This window comes from Nocardioides nanhaiensis (genome assembly GCF_039542785.1).
Taxonomy (GTDB): Bacteria; Actinomycetota; Actinomycetes; order Propionibacteriales; family Nocardioidaceae; genus Nocardioides; species Nocardioides nanhaiensis.
The window spans coordinates 68,472-83,228 of the sequence record NZ_BAABIM010000004.1; the positions used below are offsets into that span (position 1 = coordinate 68,472).

At 72.7% G+C, this 14,757-nt stretch carries 14 protein-coding genes and 1 tRNA gene; 4 read left to right on the forward strand and 11 right to left on the reverse strand.

The features are described 5' to 3' along the window. Nucleotides 1-14: 14 nt before the first annotated feature. The 5 genes from leuS to ABD948_RS17415 form a co-directional block, all read right to left on the reverse strand. Nucleotides 15-2,513 carry a leucine--tRNA ligase gene (leuS, locus tag ABD948_RS17395; protein ID WP_345268191.1) on the reverse strand — a complete coding sequence of 833 codons (2,499 nt, stop codon included), beginning with the start codon at nt 2,511-2,513 and terminating at the stop codon, nt 15-17. A gap of 170 nt (nt 2,514-2,683) precedes the next feature. Then, entirely contained in the window at nt 2,684-3,607 is a 924-nt protein-coding gene (locus tag ABD948_RS17400) for an alpha/beta hydrolase (protein WP_345268193.1), read from the reverse strand. Further along, the gene (locus ABD948_RS17405) at nt 3,604-3,924 is read right to left on the reverse strand and encodes an antibiotic biosynthesis monooxygenase family protein (RefSeq protein WP_345268195.1); all 321 of its coding nucleotides are present in this window, start codon (nt 3,922-3,924) and stop codon (nt 3,604-3,606) included. The genes ABD948_RS17400 and ABD948_RS17405 overlap by 4 nt, the downstream gene beginning before the upstream one ends. Before the next feature lie 131 nt (nt 3,925-4,055). Further along, nucleotides 4,056-6,131 (reverse strand): PhoX family protein, encoded by a 2,076-nt coding sequence (locus ABD948_RS17410; protein ID WP_345268197.1) that lies wholly within the window; start codon nt 6,129-6,131, stop codon nt 4,056-4,058. Nucleotides 6,132-6,223: 92 nt separating this feature from the next. Then, a complete protein-coding gene (locus tag ABD948_RS17415) occupies nt 6,224-7,210 on the reverse strand; it encodes a helix-turn-helix domain-containing protein (RefSeq protein WP_345268199.1) in 987 nt (328 codons plus the stop codon). Nucleotides 7,211-7,268: 58 nt separating this feature from the next. On the opposite strand from ABD948_RS17415, the gene ABD948_RS17420 reads away from it, so the two are divergent. The 3 genes from ABD948_RS17420 to ABD948_RS17430 all read left to right on the forward strand — a co-directional run bounded on the left by ABD948_RS17420 (nt 7,269) and on the right by ABD948_RS17430 (nt 11,547). Continuing rightward, a complete protein-coding gene (locus ABD948_RS17420) occupies nt 7,269-8,756 on the forward strand; it encodes a flavin-containing monooxygenase (RefSeq protein WP_345268201.1) in 1,488 nt (495 codons plus the stop codon). 62 nt (nt 8,757-8,818) lie between these two features. Then, nucleotides 8,819-9,745, forward strand: coding sequence for an alpha/beta hydrolase (locus ABD948_RS17425; RefSeq protein WP_345268203.1), 927 nt, complete (start codon nt 8,819-8,821; stop codon nt 9,743-9,745). 341 nt (nt 9,746-10,086) lie between these two features. Next, nucleotides 10,087-11,547: an HNH endonuclease signature motif containing protein gene (locus ABD948_RS17430; protein WP_345268205.1), complete on the forward strand. Its 1,461-nt coding sequence runs from the start codon at nt 10,087-10,089 to the stop codon at nt 11,545-11,547. A gap of 26 nt (nt 11,548-11,573) precedes the next feature. Here the strand turns inward: ABD948_RS17430 and ABD948_RS17435 are convergent, their stop codons facing one another. Next, nucleotides 11,574-12,005, reverse strand: a complete 432-nt coding sequence (locus ABD948_RS17435; protein WP_345268206.1) for a PaaI family thioesterase — start codon at nt 12,003-12,005, stop codon at nt 11,574-11,576. Between the two features lie 125 nt (nt 12,006-12,130). On the opposite strand from ABD948_RS17435, the gene ABD948_RS17440 reads away from it, so the two are divergent. Beyond that, complete coding sequence (locus tag ABD948_RS17440) at nt 12,131-12,724, forward strand: DUF4232 domain-containing protein (RefSeq protein ID WP_345268208.1); 594 nt, start codon at nt 12,131-12,133, stop codon at nt 12,722-12,724. Nucleotides 12,725-12,787: 63 nt separating this feature from the next. Here ABD948_RS17440 and ABD948_RS17445 read toward each other — a convergent pair. The 5 genes from ABD948_RS17445 to ABD948_RS17465 form a co-directional block, all read right to left on the reverse strand. Beyond that, nucleotides 12,788-12,860 (reverse strand) — tRNA-Ala (locus ABD948_RS17445). A 79-nt stretch (nt 12,861-12,939) separates the two neighbouring features. Next, entirely contained in the window at nt 12,940-13,548 is a 609-nt protein-coding gene (locus ABD948_RS17450) for a histidine phosphatase family protein (protein WP_345268210.1), read from the reverse strand. Beyond that, the gene (gene rsfS / locus ABD948_RS17455) at nt 13,545-13,922 is read right to left on the reverse strand and encodes a ribosome silencing factor (RefSeq protein WP_345268212.1); all 378 of its coding nucleotides are present in this window, start codon (nt 13,920-13,922) and stop codon (nt 13,545-13,547) included. Before rsfS ends, ABD948_RS17450 begins: the two co-directional genes overlap by 4 nt. Then, nucleotides 13,919-14,554 carry a nicotinate-nucleotide adenylyltransferase gene (gene nadD / locus ABD948_RS17460; RefSeq protein ID WP_345268214.1) on the reverse strand — a complete coding sequence of 212 codons (636 nt, stop codon included), beginning with the start codon at nt 14,552-14,554 and terminating at the stop codon, nt 13,919-13,921. Before nadD ends, rsfS begins: the two co-directional genes overlap by 4 nt. Before the next feature lie 19 nt (nt 14,555-14,573). Further along, nucleotides 14,574-14,732: a hypothetical protein gene (locus tag ABD948_RS17465; protein WP_345268216.1), complete on the reverse strand. Its 159-nt coding sequence runs from the start codon at nt 14,730-14,732 to the stop codon at nt 14,574-14,576. Nucleotides 14,733-14,757: the final 25 nt, after the last annotated feature.

Genomic DNA, 14,757 nt, shown 5'->3' on the forward strand with positions numbered 1-14,757 from the left:
GCCGTCCTCCGTGCTCAGACGACGATGTTGACCAGCTTGGGCGCCCGCACCACGACCTTGCGCACGGTCTGGCCCTCGAGCGCGCGCTGCACAGCCGGGTCGGCCATCGCGGCGGCCTCCAGGTCGGCGTCGCCGATCTCGGGCGAGACCTCGAGCCGAGCCTTGACCTTGCCCTTGACCTGCACCACCGCCGTGACGCTCTCCTGCACCAGCAGCGACTCCTCGACCACGGGCCAGGGGGCACGCGCGACGGTGGGCTGGTGCCCGAGCCGCTCCCACATCTCCTCGGCCGTGTAGGGCGCCACCATCGAGAGCAGCACGGCGACCGCCTCGACGGCCTCGCGCACCGCCGGGTCGGCCGGGCCGCAGCCGGAGTCGATGGCCTTGCGGGTGGCGTTGACCAGCTCCATGACCCGCGCGACGACGACGTTGAACCGGTAGCTCTCCACCAGCTCCTCGGCGTCGCGCACCGTGCGGTGCGTCGCGCGCCGCAGCGCCACGTCGCCGTCGGCGGGGTCGACGTCGGGCTCGCTGGTGACGTCGTCGGCCAGGCGCCACGCGCGCTGCAGGAAGCGCTGCGAGCCGGCCGGGCTCATCCGCGCCCAGTCGATGTCGTCCTCGGGCGGGCTGGCGAAGACCAGCGTCAGGCGCACGGCGTCGACGCCGTAGGCATCCAGCTGCTCACCCAGGTCGACGCCGTTGCCCAGCGACTTGCTCATCTTGCGGCCGTCGTTGATGACCTTGCCCTGGGAGAGGTAGGCCGAGAACGGCTCGTCCCAGGTCAGCAGGCCGGCGTCGCGCAGCGCCTTGGTGAAGAACCGCGCGTAGAGCAGGTGCAGGACGGCGTGCTCGTCGCCACCGACGTAGAGGTCGATAGGACCCCAGGCGGCGGCGGCCTCGCTGCTGAACGCCTGGGTCTGGTCGTGCGGCGAGAGGTAGCGCAGGAAGTACCACGAGGAGTCCACGAAGGTGTCCATCGTGTCGGTGTCGCGGCGCGCGGGCCCACCGCACGTGGGGCAGGCCACCTCGACCCACTCGGTCGCCGCGCCCAGCGGCGAGGTGCCCTTGGGCTTCAGGTCGGCGCCGCGCAGCTCGGGCAGCACCACCGGCAGCTGGTCCTCGGGCACCGGCACCTCGCCGTGCTCGGGGCAGTGGATGATCGGGATCGGCGCGCCCCAGTAGCGCTGCCGCGAGAGCAGCCAGTCGCGCAGCCGGAAGTTGACCGTGCCCTCGCCGGTGCCGTCGGCCTCGAGCCGCTCGACGACGGTGCGGATGCCGGTGGCCTTGTCGGCGACGCCCTCCAGCAGGGGACTGTTGACGTAGGTGCCGTCGCCGCTGGTGGCGACACCGGTCTCGGCGGGGTCGCCCTCACCGGTGTCGACCACCTGCCGCACCGGCAGGTCGAACTCGCGGGCGAAGTCGAGGTCGCGCTGGTCGTGGGCGGGCACGGCCATGATCGCGCCGGTGCCGTAGTCGGCCAGCACGTAGTCGGAGGCCCACACCGGCAGCTGCTCGCCGTTGACCGGGTTGGTGGCCGTGACCCCGAGGTCGACGCCGGTCTTGGCCCGGTCGGTGGCCAGCCGGTCGATGTCGGAGGCCTTGCGGACCTGCTGCACGTAGGCCTCGAGCGCCTCGCGCCGCTCGGGCGCGACGATCTCGGCGGCCAGCGGCGCGTCAGCGGCCACCACCATGAACGTGGCGCCGTACAGCGTGTCGGGCCGGGTGGTGTAGACCGTGATCGGCTCCTCGCGACCCTCGACGGCGAACCGCACGTGCGCACCCTCGGAGCGGCCGATCCAGTTGCGCTGGGCGTTGACGACCTTGCCGATCCAGGTCTGCTGCAGGTCGTCGAGGCAGTCGTAGAGCTCCTGCGCGTAGGCGGTGGTGCGGAAGTACCACTGGGTCAGCTCGCGCTTGGTCACCTCGGCGCCGCACCGCTCGCAGGTGCCGTCGGCCAGCACCTGCTCGTTGGCCAGCACCGTCTGGTCCTGGGGGCACCAGTTGACCGGGCTGTTCTTGCGGTAGGCCAGCCCCTGCTCGCGCAGCTTGAGGAACAGCCACTGGGTCCAGCGGTAGTACTCGGGGTCGGAGGTGTGCAGGCGCCGCGACCAGTCGAAGCTGACGGCGTAGCGCCGCATCGAGGCGGCCTGGGTCTCGATGTTGCCGTAGGTGTAGGTGGCGGGGTGTGAGTCGTTGCGGATCGCGGCGTTCTCGGCCGGCAGCCCGAAGGAGTCCCAGCCCATCGGGTTGAGCACCTCGTAGCCGCGCAGTCGCCAGTAGCGCGAGATGACGTCGTGCAGCGCGAACACCTCGGCGTGCCCCATGTGCAGGTCGCCGCTCGGGTAGGGGAACATCGTCAGCGCGTAGCGCTTCTCGCGAGCACCGCTCTCGACCGCGGCGTCGTCAGCCTCGAAAGGCTGGAGCCGCTCCCACACCGGGAGCCACTTGGCCTCCACGGCCTCGACGTCGAAGGCGCTCGCCTCGGGGGCGCTGCCGGTGCTCTGCTGGCTCATCGCTGGCTCGGTGCTCTCTGGTGCGGGTGTGGTGCGGACATGAAAAAGCCCCTCGCAGGGAGGGGCGGCCGCGCGGATCGGGGTGATCAGCGCGGCAGGGCAAGAAGCAGGCTCTGCGTGCTCATGACGTCATGGTACCGCGGCACCCGGTGGGAGGGACGGCGGCGGCGTCACGCCTCGAGCACCGAGCCGAGGAAGCGGATCTGGGCCTCGACGCCCTGCTCGAAGAGGTCGTCGGCGTAGATGTCGAAGTGACCGCAGTCCAGGCGCAGCACCTCCACCCGTCCACCCGCTCGCCGGGCCACCCGCTCGACCGCGGCCGGCGGCGCGATCGAGTCGTCCGAGGCGATCAGCAGGAACAGCGGGGCCGTGAGCCGCGGGGCCGCGGTGACGGGGCGGTTGAGCATGATCGGGAGGATGGCGCGTGCCGGCATCCGGTTCTCGAAGGTCGGCCCCATGATGCGCGAGTAGCCCTCGAGCCCGTCGTCGGAGGTGATCGCGGCCAGCGACCCGGGCTCGCCGACCAGGGCCACCTCGTGGTCGCGGCGGACGACGCCGAGCAGCGCGTGGGCGCTGAGTCGCAGCAGGTGGCGCGGCCCGGCGTAGCGCACGATCTCGAGCACCGCGGTGAGACCGTCCATGGCGGCGCCCTGCGAGACCACGGCCGCGATGCGCGGGTCGTCGGCGGCGACGGCGACCACGTGGCCGCCGGAGTACGAGCTGCCCCACAGCGCCACCCGGTCCGGGTCGACGGCGGGCATCCGGCGCACGTGCTCGACCACGCTGCGGTAGTCGTCGCGGTGACGGCGGTGGTCGACGAGCTGGCGTGGCTCGCCGTCGGAGGTGCCGAAGCCGCGGTAGTCGAAGACCACGACGTCGGCGCCGGCCGCGGCGAAGCGCTGCGCGTAGGGCGCGAGGTTGGCGTCCTTGGTGGCGCCCAGACCGTGCGCCATCACCACGCAGGGGCGGCCGGCGGGCGTCGTCCAGGCGTCGGTGGTGGCGCTGAAGTGCCAGGCCGAGAGCCGGACCCCGTGGCTCGCGACGTCGATCTCGACCGCACCCTCGGGCACGGCGCCGATGGGAGCGGTGCTCACGCCCGCCGCCAGGCGTGCGCGCGCTCGACGGTGCCGACCGCGATCGAGTACTGCTCGTAGTACCCCTCGACGCCGGCGCGCTGCGCGGCGCGGTGCTCGGCGTCCTCGGCCCAGGTGCGGTGACCCTCGGCGTCCGCGAAGGTGACGAGCGTGACCCGCTCGCCGTCCGGGGCGGTGAAGACCTTGTGCTCCACGTAGCCCGGCATCGTGCGGGCCAGGGCGCTCATCCGCTCGGCGTGCTCGGCGTAGGCCTCGGCGCCCTCGGGGCGCAGGCGGGAGCGGAACACGGTGATGACCTGACCGGGCTCGGGTCGCATGGGGGCCACCCTAGTGCCGACAGCGAGGCGGGCCGGGGCCCGTCGGGCGCCACGCGGGCCCGGAGCCGACCGACTCGGCTCCGGGCCCACGCAGGTGGATCAGCTGGAGGGGCTGGACCAGCGAGGCCGGGTCAGGCCCGGCGCACCTGGATCACCGAGGGTCGCGGACCCTTGAACTCCCCGCGACCCGCCGAGCCGGTGACGTAGTCGGGGAAGAAGGAGGTCGGCGACTCCCAGGTGCCGCCGTCGCCGGGGTGCTGCACGGAGACGAACACCGAGCCCTCGCCGTCGGTGTCGCGGACGACGGGGCCGCAGGTCTCGGCGCCGGCGGGCACCGAGAGGAACTGCTGCACGCGACCGCGCTGGGGTCCGGCGACCGGCACCTTGAACAGGGCGTCGCAGCGGCTGGTGCTGCTGGGCTGGCCGTCGGTGGAGACCCACAGGTTGCCGACGCTGTCGAAGGCCACGTTGTCGGGGCACGAGATGGGCGAGACGGGGCCCTCGTAGCCGCCGAAGTAGGTGCCCGCGGTGCCGGGGTCGCCACAGATCAGCAGCAGGTTCCAGCGGAACCGCTCGAGCGTGTGGTCGCCCTTGTGGGGGATCATCTCGACGACGTGGCCGTCCTTGTTGGCGTTGCGCGGGTTGGGCTCGGTCGGGCCCTCCTTGCCGGCCTTGCCCCGGTCGGTGTTGTTGGTGCACGCCACGTAGATGTGGCCGTTGACCAGGTTGGGCTCGACGTCCTCGGGACGGTCCATCTTGGTGGCGCCGGCCTTGTCGGCGGCCAGGCGCGTGAAGACCAGGACCTCCTCGAGCGACATGCCCGCGACCATGGAGCGGCCGGCGCGGGTGAGCGGGAGCCAGCGGCCGATGCCGTCGCTGACGCCGTCCTCGAGACCGTCGCCGATGAACTTGGCCACCGACAGGTCGCCCTCGGAGAGCAGGCCCAGGTTGTGACGACGGGCGCCGGGGCTGTTGCCCTTGCGCAGCTTCTTCCTGGACACGAAGCGGTAGACGTAGTCGAAGCGCTCGTCGTCGCCCATGTAGGCCACCACGTGGCCGTCGTCGTTGACGATGACGTTGGCGCCCTCGTGCTTGAACCGGCCCATCGCGGTGTGCTTGACCGGGGTCGAGCTCGGGTCGGTGGGGTCGACCTCGACGATCCAGCCGAAGCGGTGCGGCTCGTTGCGGTAGCCCTCGGAGGTGGCGTCGAAGCGCTCGTCGACGTTGCGCCACCCGCGGGAGTCCTGGGTGGGGCCCAGGCCGTAGCGGCTCTCGCGCACGTCGGTGCCGGCGGCCAGGAAGTACTGGTTGAAGTTCTCCTCGCCGGAGAGCACGGTGCCCCACGGGGTGGTGCCGCCGGCGCAGTTGTTGAGGGTGCCGCGGACCGTGACGCCGCGGGGGTCCTCGGCGGTGCGCAGCAGAGCCGAGCCGCGGACGGGGCCGTCGAAGGTGAACGGGGTCTCGGCGGTGATCCGGCGGTTCTTGGGCGCACCGGGGATGTAGCTCCAGGCGTCGCCGCGCCGGGCGCGGCGCAGCTCGACGACGCTCATGCCGTGGGAGGCCAGGGCGACCCTCACGACGGTCTCCGGGTCGGTGCCCGGGGGGAACATGATCTCCTCGTTGGTGTACTCGTGGTTGGCCACGAGCAGCGCACGGGTGCCCTTGCTGTTGGTCTCGATGATGTCCAGGTAGTCGCAGTTGTAGCCGAACTGGCCCTCGGCCGACTCCTGGGTCTGGTCGCTCGCGTCGAACCCAGGCGCTCCGGGCAGGATCGGGTCGCCCCACCGCACGATGGTGTCCCAGCGGTACCCGGCCGGCACGCCCACCGAGTCGGTGTCGGCGGGCTGGGGCGCCACGGGCGTGAAGAGCAGGCGGCTGCGGCCGGGCTTGCCGGGCTTGCCGGGCTTCGTGTGGGGGTACTTCCCGCCGGGCTTGCCGGCGATGGCTCGCCCGGGTCGAGCGGCGGCGGGGCTCGCGGTCGTGGCAGCGACACCCAGCGCCACGGCGCCCGCACCGGCCAGGCCGAGGGTGCGACGGCGGCTCAGTGCGCGCGTGGCGACGTCGCGGAAGTAGTCGTTGTCCGTGGTGTTGGGCGGCGTGAACGAGCACGCGTCACCGCAGCGGAGGTGGCACGTCACCGGGTTGCGGTTGCCGTGCGTGAGACCGGCCATGGGCAGGTGGCGGCGGTCGGTGGGCGTCTGCGTCATCGAGGGTGGCTCCGGTTCCGAGGTCGAGCGTGAGTCGGTCGCGCACGACGCTAGGGGCGTCGGCGGCGTCGTAGTTGACGTCCAGGTGGACGTCAGGCGAACTCGCGAGCCCACGCGGCCGGCGTAGTCCCGGTCCAGCGCCGGAAGGCGGCGATGAAGCTCGTGGCCTCGGCGTAGCCCAGGCGCCGGGCGAGGGCATCGACGCCGAGCGTGGGGCCCGACCGCAGCAGCTCGGCGGCCAGGCTGGCGCGCACCTCGTCCAGCAGCTCGCGGTAGCCGACGCCGGCGGCGGCCAGCTCGCGGCGCAGCGTCCGCTCGCTGCGCCCCAGGTCGGCGGCGACGGCGGTCATGGGTGCGCCCTCGGGCAGGCGCTGGGTCACCAGGACCCGCACGTCGGCGGCCAGCCCGGTGCGACGCCGTCGGGGCTCCACCACCTGCTCGCACAGCAGGCGGCTGCGCTCGGCGGCGTCGGCGCCGTCGCGGGGCAGCGGGCGCGCCATCTCGCTGACGGCGACCCGCAGCGTCGCGGTGCTGCCCGTCAGCTCGAGGCTCGCCCCCGTGCCGCCCGGCACCAGGTCGTCGAGCACGGTGAGCACCGCGGTGGCGTCGCGGGCCACCAGCACCTCGCGCACGTCCACCGGCAGGCCCCCGCCGTCGAGGCGCCCGACGACCTCGTCGCCGACCACCTCGGCACGCGGCAGGGCGAAGGCGTGGCTGAGGTCGAGGTAGGTCAGCGCCACCTCCACCGCCTCGCCCAGCGTCCGGCTGGAGCGCAGCGCGTAGCCGAAGACGCCGAAGGTCTCGGCGCGGTAGCGGGAGCCGACGTCGGGGCCGATCCCCTCCCCCAACCGCGCCACCAGGTTGCGCACCACGCGCAGCTCCTGCGCCGCGGTCACCTCCGCGGCGCCGGATCCGGACGCCAACCCCAGGCTCCCGGCCTGGAGTCCGGTGCCGGCCAGCACGGTGCGGGCACCGAGCCCGTGGTCGCGGCCGTAAGTGAGCAGCACGCGCAGCCCGGTCGCGGCACGCGGGAAGGCCCAGTCGCGGACCGTCGAGGCTCCCACGTTGGCCGGAATCATGGATTCAGTGTGCGCTCGACCCTCCCGTCCGCGCCAGCTCCACGCCTAGCCTCGGGGCATGGCGAATGACGAGCAGCACGAGCAGGTCCACCAGGTCATCGTGATCGGCGCCGGCTTCGGCGGGCTGGGTGCGGTGCGCGCCCTGCGCGAGCGCGGTGTCACCGACGTGGTGGTGCTCGAGCGCGCGGCGGGAGTCGGCGGTGTGTGGCGCGACAACACCTACCCCAACGCCGCGTGCGACGTGCCCTCCCCGCTCTACTCCTGGTCGTGGGCGCGCAACCCGCGATGGACGCGGCGCTACTCCCAGCAGCCCGAGATCCTCGAGTACCTGCGCCAGGCGGCCGGCCGCGAGGGCCTGCTCGAGCACGTGCGCACGGGTGTCGAGGTCGCCTCCTGCACCTTCGAGGAGGAGGACGGCGAGTGGCGCGTCGAGTCCGCCGACGGGCGCACCTGGCGGGCGCGCTCCGTCGTCACCGCGGTGGGCCAGCTCTCCCAGCCCGTGGTTCCCGAGCTGCCCGGCCGCGAGACGTTCGCCGGCCCGGCCTTCCACTCCGCGCAGTGGCGCCACGACGTCGACCTACGCGGCAAGCGCGTCGCCGTCGTCGGCACCGGTGCCAGCGCCATCCAGTTCGTGCCCGGCATCGTCGACGACGTCGCATCCCTCACCGTCTTCCAGCGCTCCGCGCCCTACGTGGTGCCCAAGCCCGACCAGGCCTTCCACGCCCTGCACAGCAAGGTCTTCGAGAGGCTCCCCTTCGTCCTCGACGCCGAGCGCGGCCTCACCTTCTGGCTCAGCGAGCGGCTCAACGCCGCCCTCGAGGGCGGTTCGCTGATCGGCGGCCCGCTGCTCACGGGGCTGCGCAAGGCCTGGTCCCTGCACCTGCGCCGCCAGGTGCCCGACGCCGACCTGCGCGCCAAGCTGCAGCCCGACTACGAGCTGGGGTGCAAGCGCCTGCTCTTCAGCAACGACTGGTACCCGGCGCTGGCCCGCGAGCACGTGGAGCTGGTGACGCACCCGGTGGCCGAGGTCGTGCCCGAGGGCGTGCGCGACGCCGAGGGCCGGCTGCACGAGGCCGACGTCGTGATCTGGGGCACCGGGTTCGCGGCCACGCAGTTCCTGAGCCCGATGACGATCACCGGTCGCGACGGTGCCGACCTGCACGAGCACTGGGCCGACGGCGCCCGCGCCCACCTGGGCATCACCGTGCCCGGCTTCCCCAACCTGTTCTGCGTCTACGGCCCGAACACGAACCTGGGCGGCAGCTCGATCATCGGCATGATGGAGTCGCAGGCCGACTGGATCGCCGAGGTCGTCGCCCACCTCGAGGAGCAGGGCGGCGCGCTGGCGGAGGTGCGGACCGACGCGGCCGACGCCTTCGACGCCGAGATGCAGGAGCGGCTGCAGCGCTCGGTGTGGGCCAGCTGCGACAGCTGGTACCGCGACGGCGGCCGGATCTCCACCAACTGGCCCGGCCTGGTCGACGAGTACCGCGGGCGGGTGCGCCAGGTGGACTGGACCGAGCTGGAGGTCACGCCCGTCGCGTGACCCTGTGACCCTGTGACGACGGCGACGGCGCCGGTCGCGATGACTCGGTAGCGTCCGCGCCCATGACGCGCACCGACGTGACCTTCCCCAGCGGCAGCACGCACTGCGCGGCCTGGCTCTACCGCCCCGAGGACTCTGGCGAGGACTCCGGCGAGTCGACGGGACGCGTGCCGGTGGTCGTGATGGCGCACGGGCTGGCCGGCGTCAAGGAGATGCGGCTGGACGCCTTCGCCGAGCGCTTCACCGAGGCCGGGTACGCGTGCCTGGTCTTCGACTACCGGCACTTCGGTGCCTCGGGAGGCGAGCCGCGCCAGCTCCTCGACGTCGCGGCGCAGCGCCAGGACTGGCAGGCGGCCGTCGCGTGCGCGCGCTCCACCGCGGGTCTCGACGGCGACCGCGTGGTGCTCTGGGGCACCTCGTTCGCCGGCGGGCACGTGATCGCCGTGGGAGCCGCCGACCCGCGCGTGGCCGCCGTCATCTCCCAGTGCCCGTTCACCGACGGCCCGGCCTCCTCGCTCACGATCCCTCCGCTCACCTCGTTGCGACTGGGGGTGCGCGCCGTCCGCGACCAGGTGCGCGCCGCCCGTGGACGCGAGCCCCTCACCGTGCCGAGCTACGGACCGCCCGGCTCGGTGGCCCTGATGACGTCTCCCGACAGCGAGCCGGGCGTGCTCCGCCTCCTGCCCGCCGTCGCCCCGGGCGGTGACGAGGTGCGCGCCGACGTCGCCGCCCGCTTCGCCCTGCAGATCACCCGGCACCGCCCGGGCCGCCTGGCCCGGCGCCTGACCTGCCCGGCCCTGTTCGTCGTCTGCGACCACGACACCGTGGCGCCCCCGGGCCCGACCCTGCGCCACGTGGCTCGCGCCCCGCACGGCACCGTGGTCCGGGTGCCCGAGGGACACTTCGACATCTACGTGGGCGAGGCCTTCGAGCGCAACGTCGCCGAGCAGCTCGCCTTCCTCCAGCGCCACGTCCCGGTGGTTCGCTGACCGAGCGGCCTCTGGTGAGGAATCGTCGGTGACGGGTGTTGCCGTGGTCCGGACCGACTGCGACGACGCCGAGGCGCCGCGGTGGGTCATGGCCCTCGGCCGGCTTCGGGTTCCCGAGCGATCTACGCTCCGGCCGTCGAGTTGCCCACCCGCCGGTGGTCGAGTAGCGCCGTCCCGAGGAACGAAGGACGGCGTGTACCGAGACCCCCGGCTCCCGACCGCCAACCGCGGGAACCAAGTGTCAGTAGGTAGAAAACTGTTACTAGTTTGTTCCTCTGCAACGGGTGGATAACACCCAAAAGCAGGCCCTGACTGTCGGTGGTCGGTGCTTGAGTAGACCCATGACCACCACCGCTCCCGACCTCGCCGAGGTCCTCGCGCGCGAGGAGCGCGAGCGTGGTGAGCGCGAGTTCGCGTTGCAGCTGGTGCGGACCGCACGGAGCAACAAGATGCGTTCCGAGGTCAGCGAGCTGCAGATGATCGTGGAGTGGGCCAAGGTCAACCGCCTGGATGCCGACCACCACCCCGGTGAGCCCGACCCCAACGCCGTCATGTCCGACGAGGACGTCGAGGAGCTCGAGGCCGCATTGGGCGACCAGGGGTTCTGCGACCGCTGGATATCCGTCGCCGGCCCGGGCGCACCGGTGGTGTCGGAGTTCGCGGTGATGGAACTGGCCTCGACCTTGAGCATGAGCACGGATTCAGGCCTGACCCTGGTCGGCCGGGTGCTGGAGCTCAAGTACCGCCTACCCCGGCTGTACCAGCGCGTCGAGCAGCTCCAGCTGCCGGTGTGGAAGGCGTTCGGGCTCGCCGACCTCACCCAGCCCCTCCCCGCCGAGGCAGCCGATCACGTGGACCGGCAGGTCGAGGCCGCAGCCGGGAAGATCGGCAAGCGCGCCATGGAACGTTTGGTCGCAGAGACGCAGGCGAGGTTCGATCCCGACGCCGCTGCGGAGGCTGAGAAGGAGAAGCGGGAGCGCCGGTTCTTCGACATCGGGGACACGCGCCGCACCGAGACTGAGTCCGGGAGCCTGGAGTCTTTGGCCGGCACCGTCGAGGTCTCCGGGTGTCTCGACGCAGCGGACGCTGCCGACCTCGAGAACGCCATCAGGAACACCGCCCGCGCCCTCGGAGCCGCAGGGTGCGAGGACTCCCTCGACGTCCGCCGCGCCGCCGCCCTCGGGGAGCTGGCCCGCAACCAGCTGGCCTTCGACCTCGAGACCGGCGAGATCCACGACCAGCCGCGTTCGGCTTCCCGAGGTCGTGCGGTCGAGCTGGTCGTCCACCTCTCCGACGAAGCCCTCACCGCCGCCGGCTACATGGTCGGCCGCCTGGGAAACTCTCAGACCCCGGTCAGCGCTGACGTGATCCGCGCGTGGTGCGGCACCGCCGGCAGGATCACCGTCCGACCCGTGATCGACCTCAACGGTGCCGTGCACGTGGAGCAGTACGAAGTCCCAGACCGCATGAAGCAGCGCTCCCGGTGGACCGACCCCCGCTGCGTCTACCCGCACTGCAACCGCCCGGCCGACAGGTGCGACTGCGACCACATCCAGCCCTACGAGCAGGGCGGCGCGACCTGCACCTGCAACCTCGCCCCACTCTGCCGACGCCACCACCGGTTCAAGACCCACGGCGCCGTCACCTACCGACGGCTCGCACCCGGCGCCTACGAGTGGGCGTTCGAGACCGGGATGACCATCGTCCGCGACCACCTCGGCACCCACGAACCCCAGTGGCCCAAACCCCCACCACCGGACGAGTTCGACATCGAACCACCGGACGACCCTGTCTTCGACTAACGCCGCGCGAGAACCGTCGGCGCGAGTCAGTTGCCCGGCAGGCAGATCAACGTCTGCATGCCGGCCGCCACCTGGGTGCGCTGCTCCCCCACCACCGCGAAGACGGCCAGCTCGCACACCGTGAGCGTGCGCCCGGAGCGCAGGACCGTGCCCTCCGCCTCGAGGTCGCCGGCGGCGGGCGCCATCAGGTTCAGCTTGTACTCGACCGTGAGCACCTCGGCGCCCTCCGGCATCATCGTCAGGCCCGCGTACCCGCCGGCACTGTCGGCGATGGCACTGGTCGCGCCGGCGTGCACGTACCCGTGCTGCTGGGAGACCTCGGGGCGCCGAGGCAGGTCGATGCGCACCCGGCCGCGCTCCACCTCCACCAGGCGGGCGCCGATGAGCGCCATCAGGCCCTGCTTCTCGAAGCTCGCGCGCACCCGCGCCTCGGCGTCCGGTCCAGGTGTCCCCGCCATGCCGCCATGCTGGCACGCCTTCTTCGCGAGTCGTTCGCCTGCTCTCAGCGCCCGCTCAGCGCCCGGGCGTGATCTGTGGTCATGGCGCCGATCGGGCGCCCTCACGACCAGCTGGAGGTGACCTGATGAGCACGGAGGAGACGAGCGCGCAGCAGCAGGAGGACGGGACGCCGGGGCGGCCCTCGCGTGATCGACGCCGGGGACGCACCCTGCGGCTGGCGGCAGCCGGACTGTTGGCGGCCGGCACGCTGGTGACCACCCCGCTCGCGGCGCAGGCGGCTGCCCCCGGACCCGTGCCGCAGTGCAGCTCGGCCCAGCTGGGCTACCACTACCGGGCCGGTGGCGCGGCGACCTCGCACCGCTACGGGCGGCTGGTGGCCGAGAACACCGGCACGACCGCGTGCCGCACCGGTGGCTACGGCGGCGTCTCCTACGTGGGCGGGGGCGACGGCACCCAGGTGGGCGCAGCGGCGACGCGCGCCCCCGGCCGGGTGCGGACGGCGGTGCTGCAGCCCGGTCAGCGAGCCGTCCAGGCCGTGGACCTCACGGTCGCGCAGGCCTACCCCGCGCAGGTCTGCGGGCCGGCCTCCGTCGACGGCTTCCGTGTCTACCCGCCGAACTCGCGGACCTCGGTGTTCGTGCCACACCGGACCGTGGGCTGCGCGAACCCGGAGGTGCAGCTGATCGAGGTCGAGCCGTACCGGCGACCGCGAGCCTGACCCCGAGAGGCGTGGCCGGACAGCACGAGAGCCGCTCCCGGAGGAGCGGCTCTCGTGACTCGGTGGAGCTGAGGGGACTCGAACCCCTGACCCTCTGCATGCCATGCAGATGCGCTACCAGCTGCGCCACAGCCCCATCTCGTGCTCCTCGGGCGGACCCGATCGGCAACTCGGAGAATATTAGCCAACCGGGTCGCGGAGGTGAAATCCGGGGGTCACGCGCCGCGACCGAGCGCCACCAGCTGGAGTCGCCCGGTGACCGGGTTCTCGGCCAGCTCGGCCCAGGTGCAGTTGGGCAGGCCGCCGAGGGTGCCGAACTGCTCGGCCGGCCAGCCGAGCAGCTCCCCCACCGCCACGCGGATGGCGGCGCCGTGCGAGAGCGCGACGCCGGTCTGGTCGGCCTCGAGCAGGCCGAGCAGCTCCCCGAGTGCCGAGGCCATCCGTGCGCGCACCTGCGCGAGCGGCTCCGCGGTGGAGATCCGGTGGTAGTCGCCGCGGCGCAGGGCCGTGAAGTCGTCGGGTGCGTCCGCGGCGAGCTCGGTGTGCGTGCGCCCCTCGAGGTCACCGAAGCCGAACTCGCGCAGGCGCTCGTCGTAGCGAGGCTCGAGGCCGCAGGCGACCGCGACCGGCGCGACGGTCTGCCGGGCACGCTCGAGGTCGGAGCACCACAGCTGCGCAGGCGACAGCTTGGCGACGACGGGCGCGACCGCAGCCGCCTGCGCGTGACCCACGTCGTCGAGGCCGACGTCGCGGTGCCCCTGCACCCGGCCCTCGTGGTTCCACGGGGTGCGCCCGTGGCGCAGCAGCACCAGCCGGCGGGTCACCGCTCGTGGGAGACGACGTCGTCGGGGAGCTTGATGGTGGGGCAGTCCCGCCACAGTCGCTCGAGGGCGTAGAACTCCCGCTCCTCCTCGTGCTGCACGTGCACCACGATCTCGCCGTAGTCGATCAGCACCCAGCGCCCGTCGCGCTCGCCCTCGCGGCGGTCGGGCTTGGCGCCGATCTCGCGCAGCTTGTCCTCGATCTCCTCCACGATCGCCTTGACCTGACGGTCGTTGCTGGCCGAGGCCAGCAGGAAGGCGTCGGTGATGGCCAGCTGCTCGCTGACGTCGAAGGCGAGGATCTTGCTGGCCAGCTTGTCGGAGGCGGCGCGAGCGGCGGCGTGCACCAGCTCCACGGCGTGGTCGGTGGCGGTCATGTCGGTGTGTCCCATCGGGCCGCCGAGGCGGCGTAGAGGCGGTGCTTGTGGATGTACTGGACGACGCCGTCGGGCACCAGGTACCAGACGGGCCGCCCCTGCCGCTGCCGCTCGCGGCAGTCGGTGGAGGAGATGGCCAGGGCCGGGATCTCGAGCATCGTGACGCGGTCGCTCGGGATGGCGGCGAGGGTGGCGGGGTCGACCTCGGTGCCCGGCCGGGTGCAGCCCACGAACTGGGCGAGCGAGAACAGCTCCTCGGCGTCGCGCCAGCTGAAGATGTCGGCCAGGGCGTCGGCGCCGGTGATGAAGAACAGCTCGACGCCGGGGAGCTCGGCGGCCAGGTCGCGCAGCGTGTCGATCGTGTACGTGGGGCCCTCGCGGTCGACGTCGACCCGGGAGACCCGGAAGCGCGGGTTGGAGGCCGTGGCGATGACCGTCATCAGGTAGCGGTCCTCGGCGGGCGAGACCTCGCGGTGCGACTTCTGCCAGGGCTCGCCGGTGGGCACGAAGACCACCTCGTCGAGGTCGAACCAGGCCTGCGCCTCCGACGCGGCCACCAGGTGGCCGTGGTGCACGGGGTCGAAGGTGCCACCCATGACGCCGACCCGGCGCGGCCTGGTCGTGCCGGCCACCGGTGCCGCCGGGGTGGGCTCAGCTGTGATCGCGGCCCCCGCCGAAGGCGATCAGGCCCAGCAGCAGCGCCATCAGGATGCCGAAGGTGATCAGGCCGACGACCCACACCGGGATCAGGGGCTCGGAGTGCGCCTCCTCGCTGGCACGGACGAGAAGCATCGCGATCTGGCTCGACATGGGGCTGATCCTACCGACCTCTCGC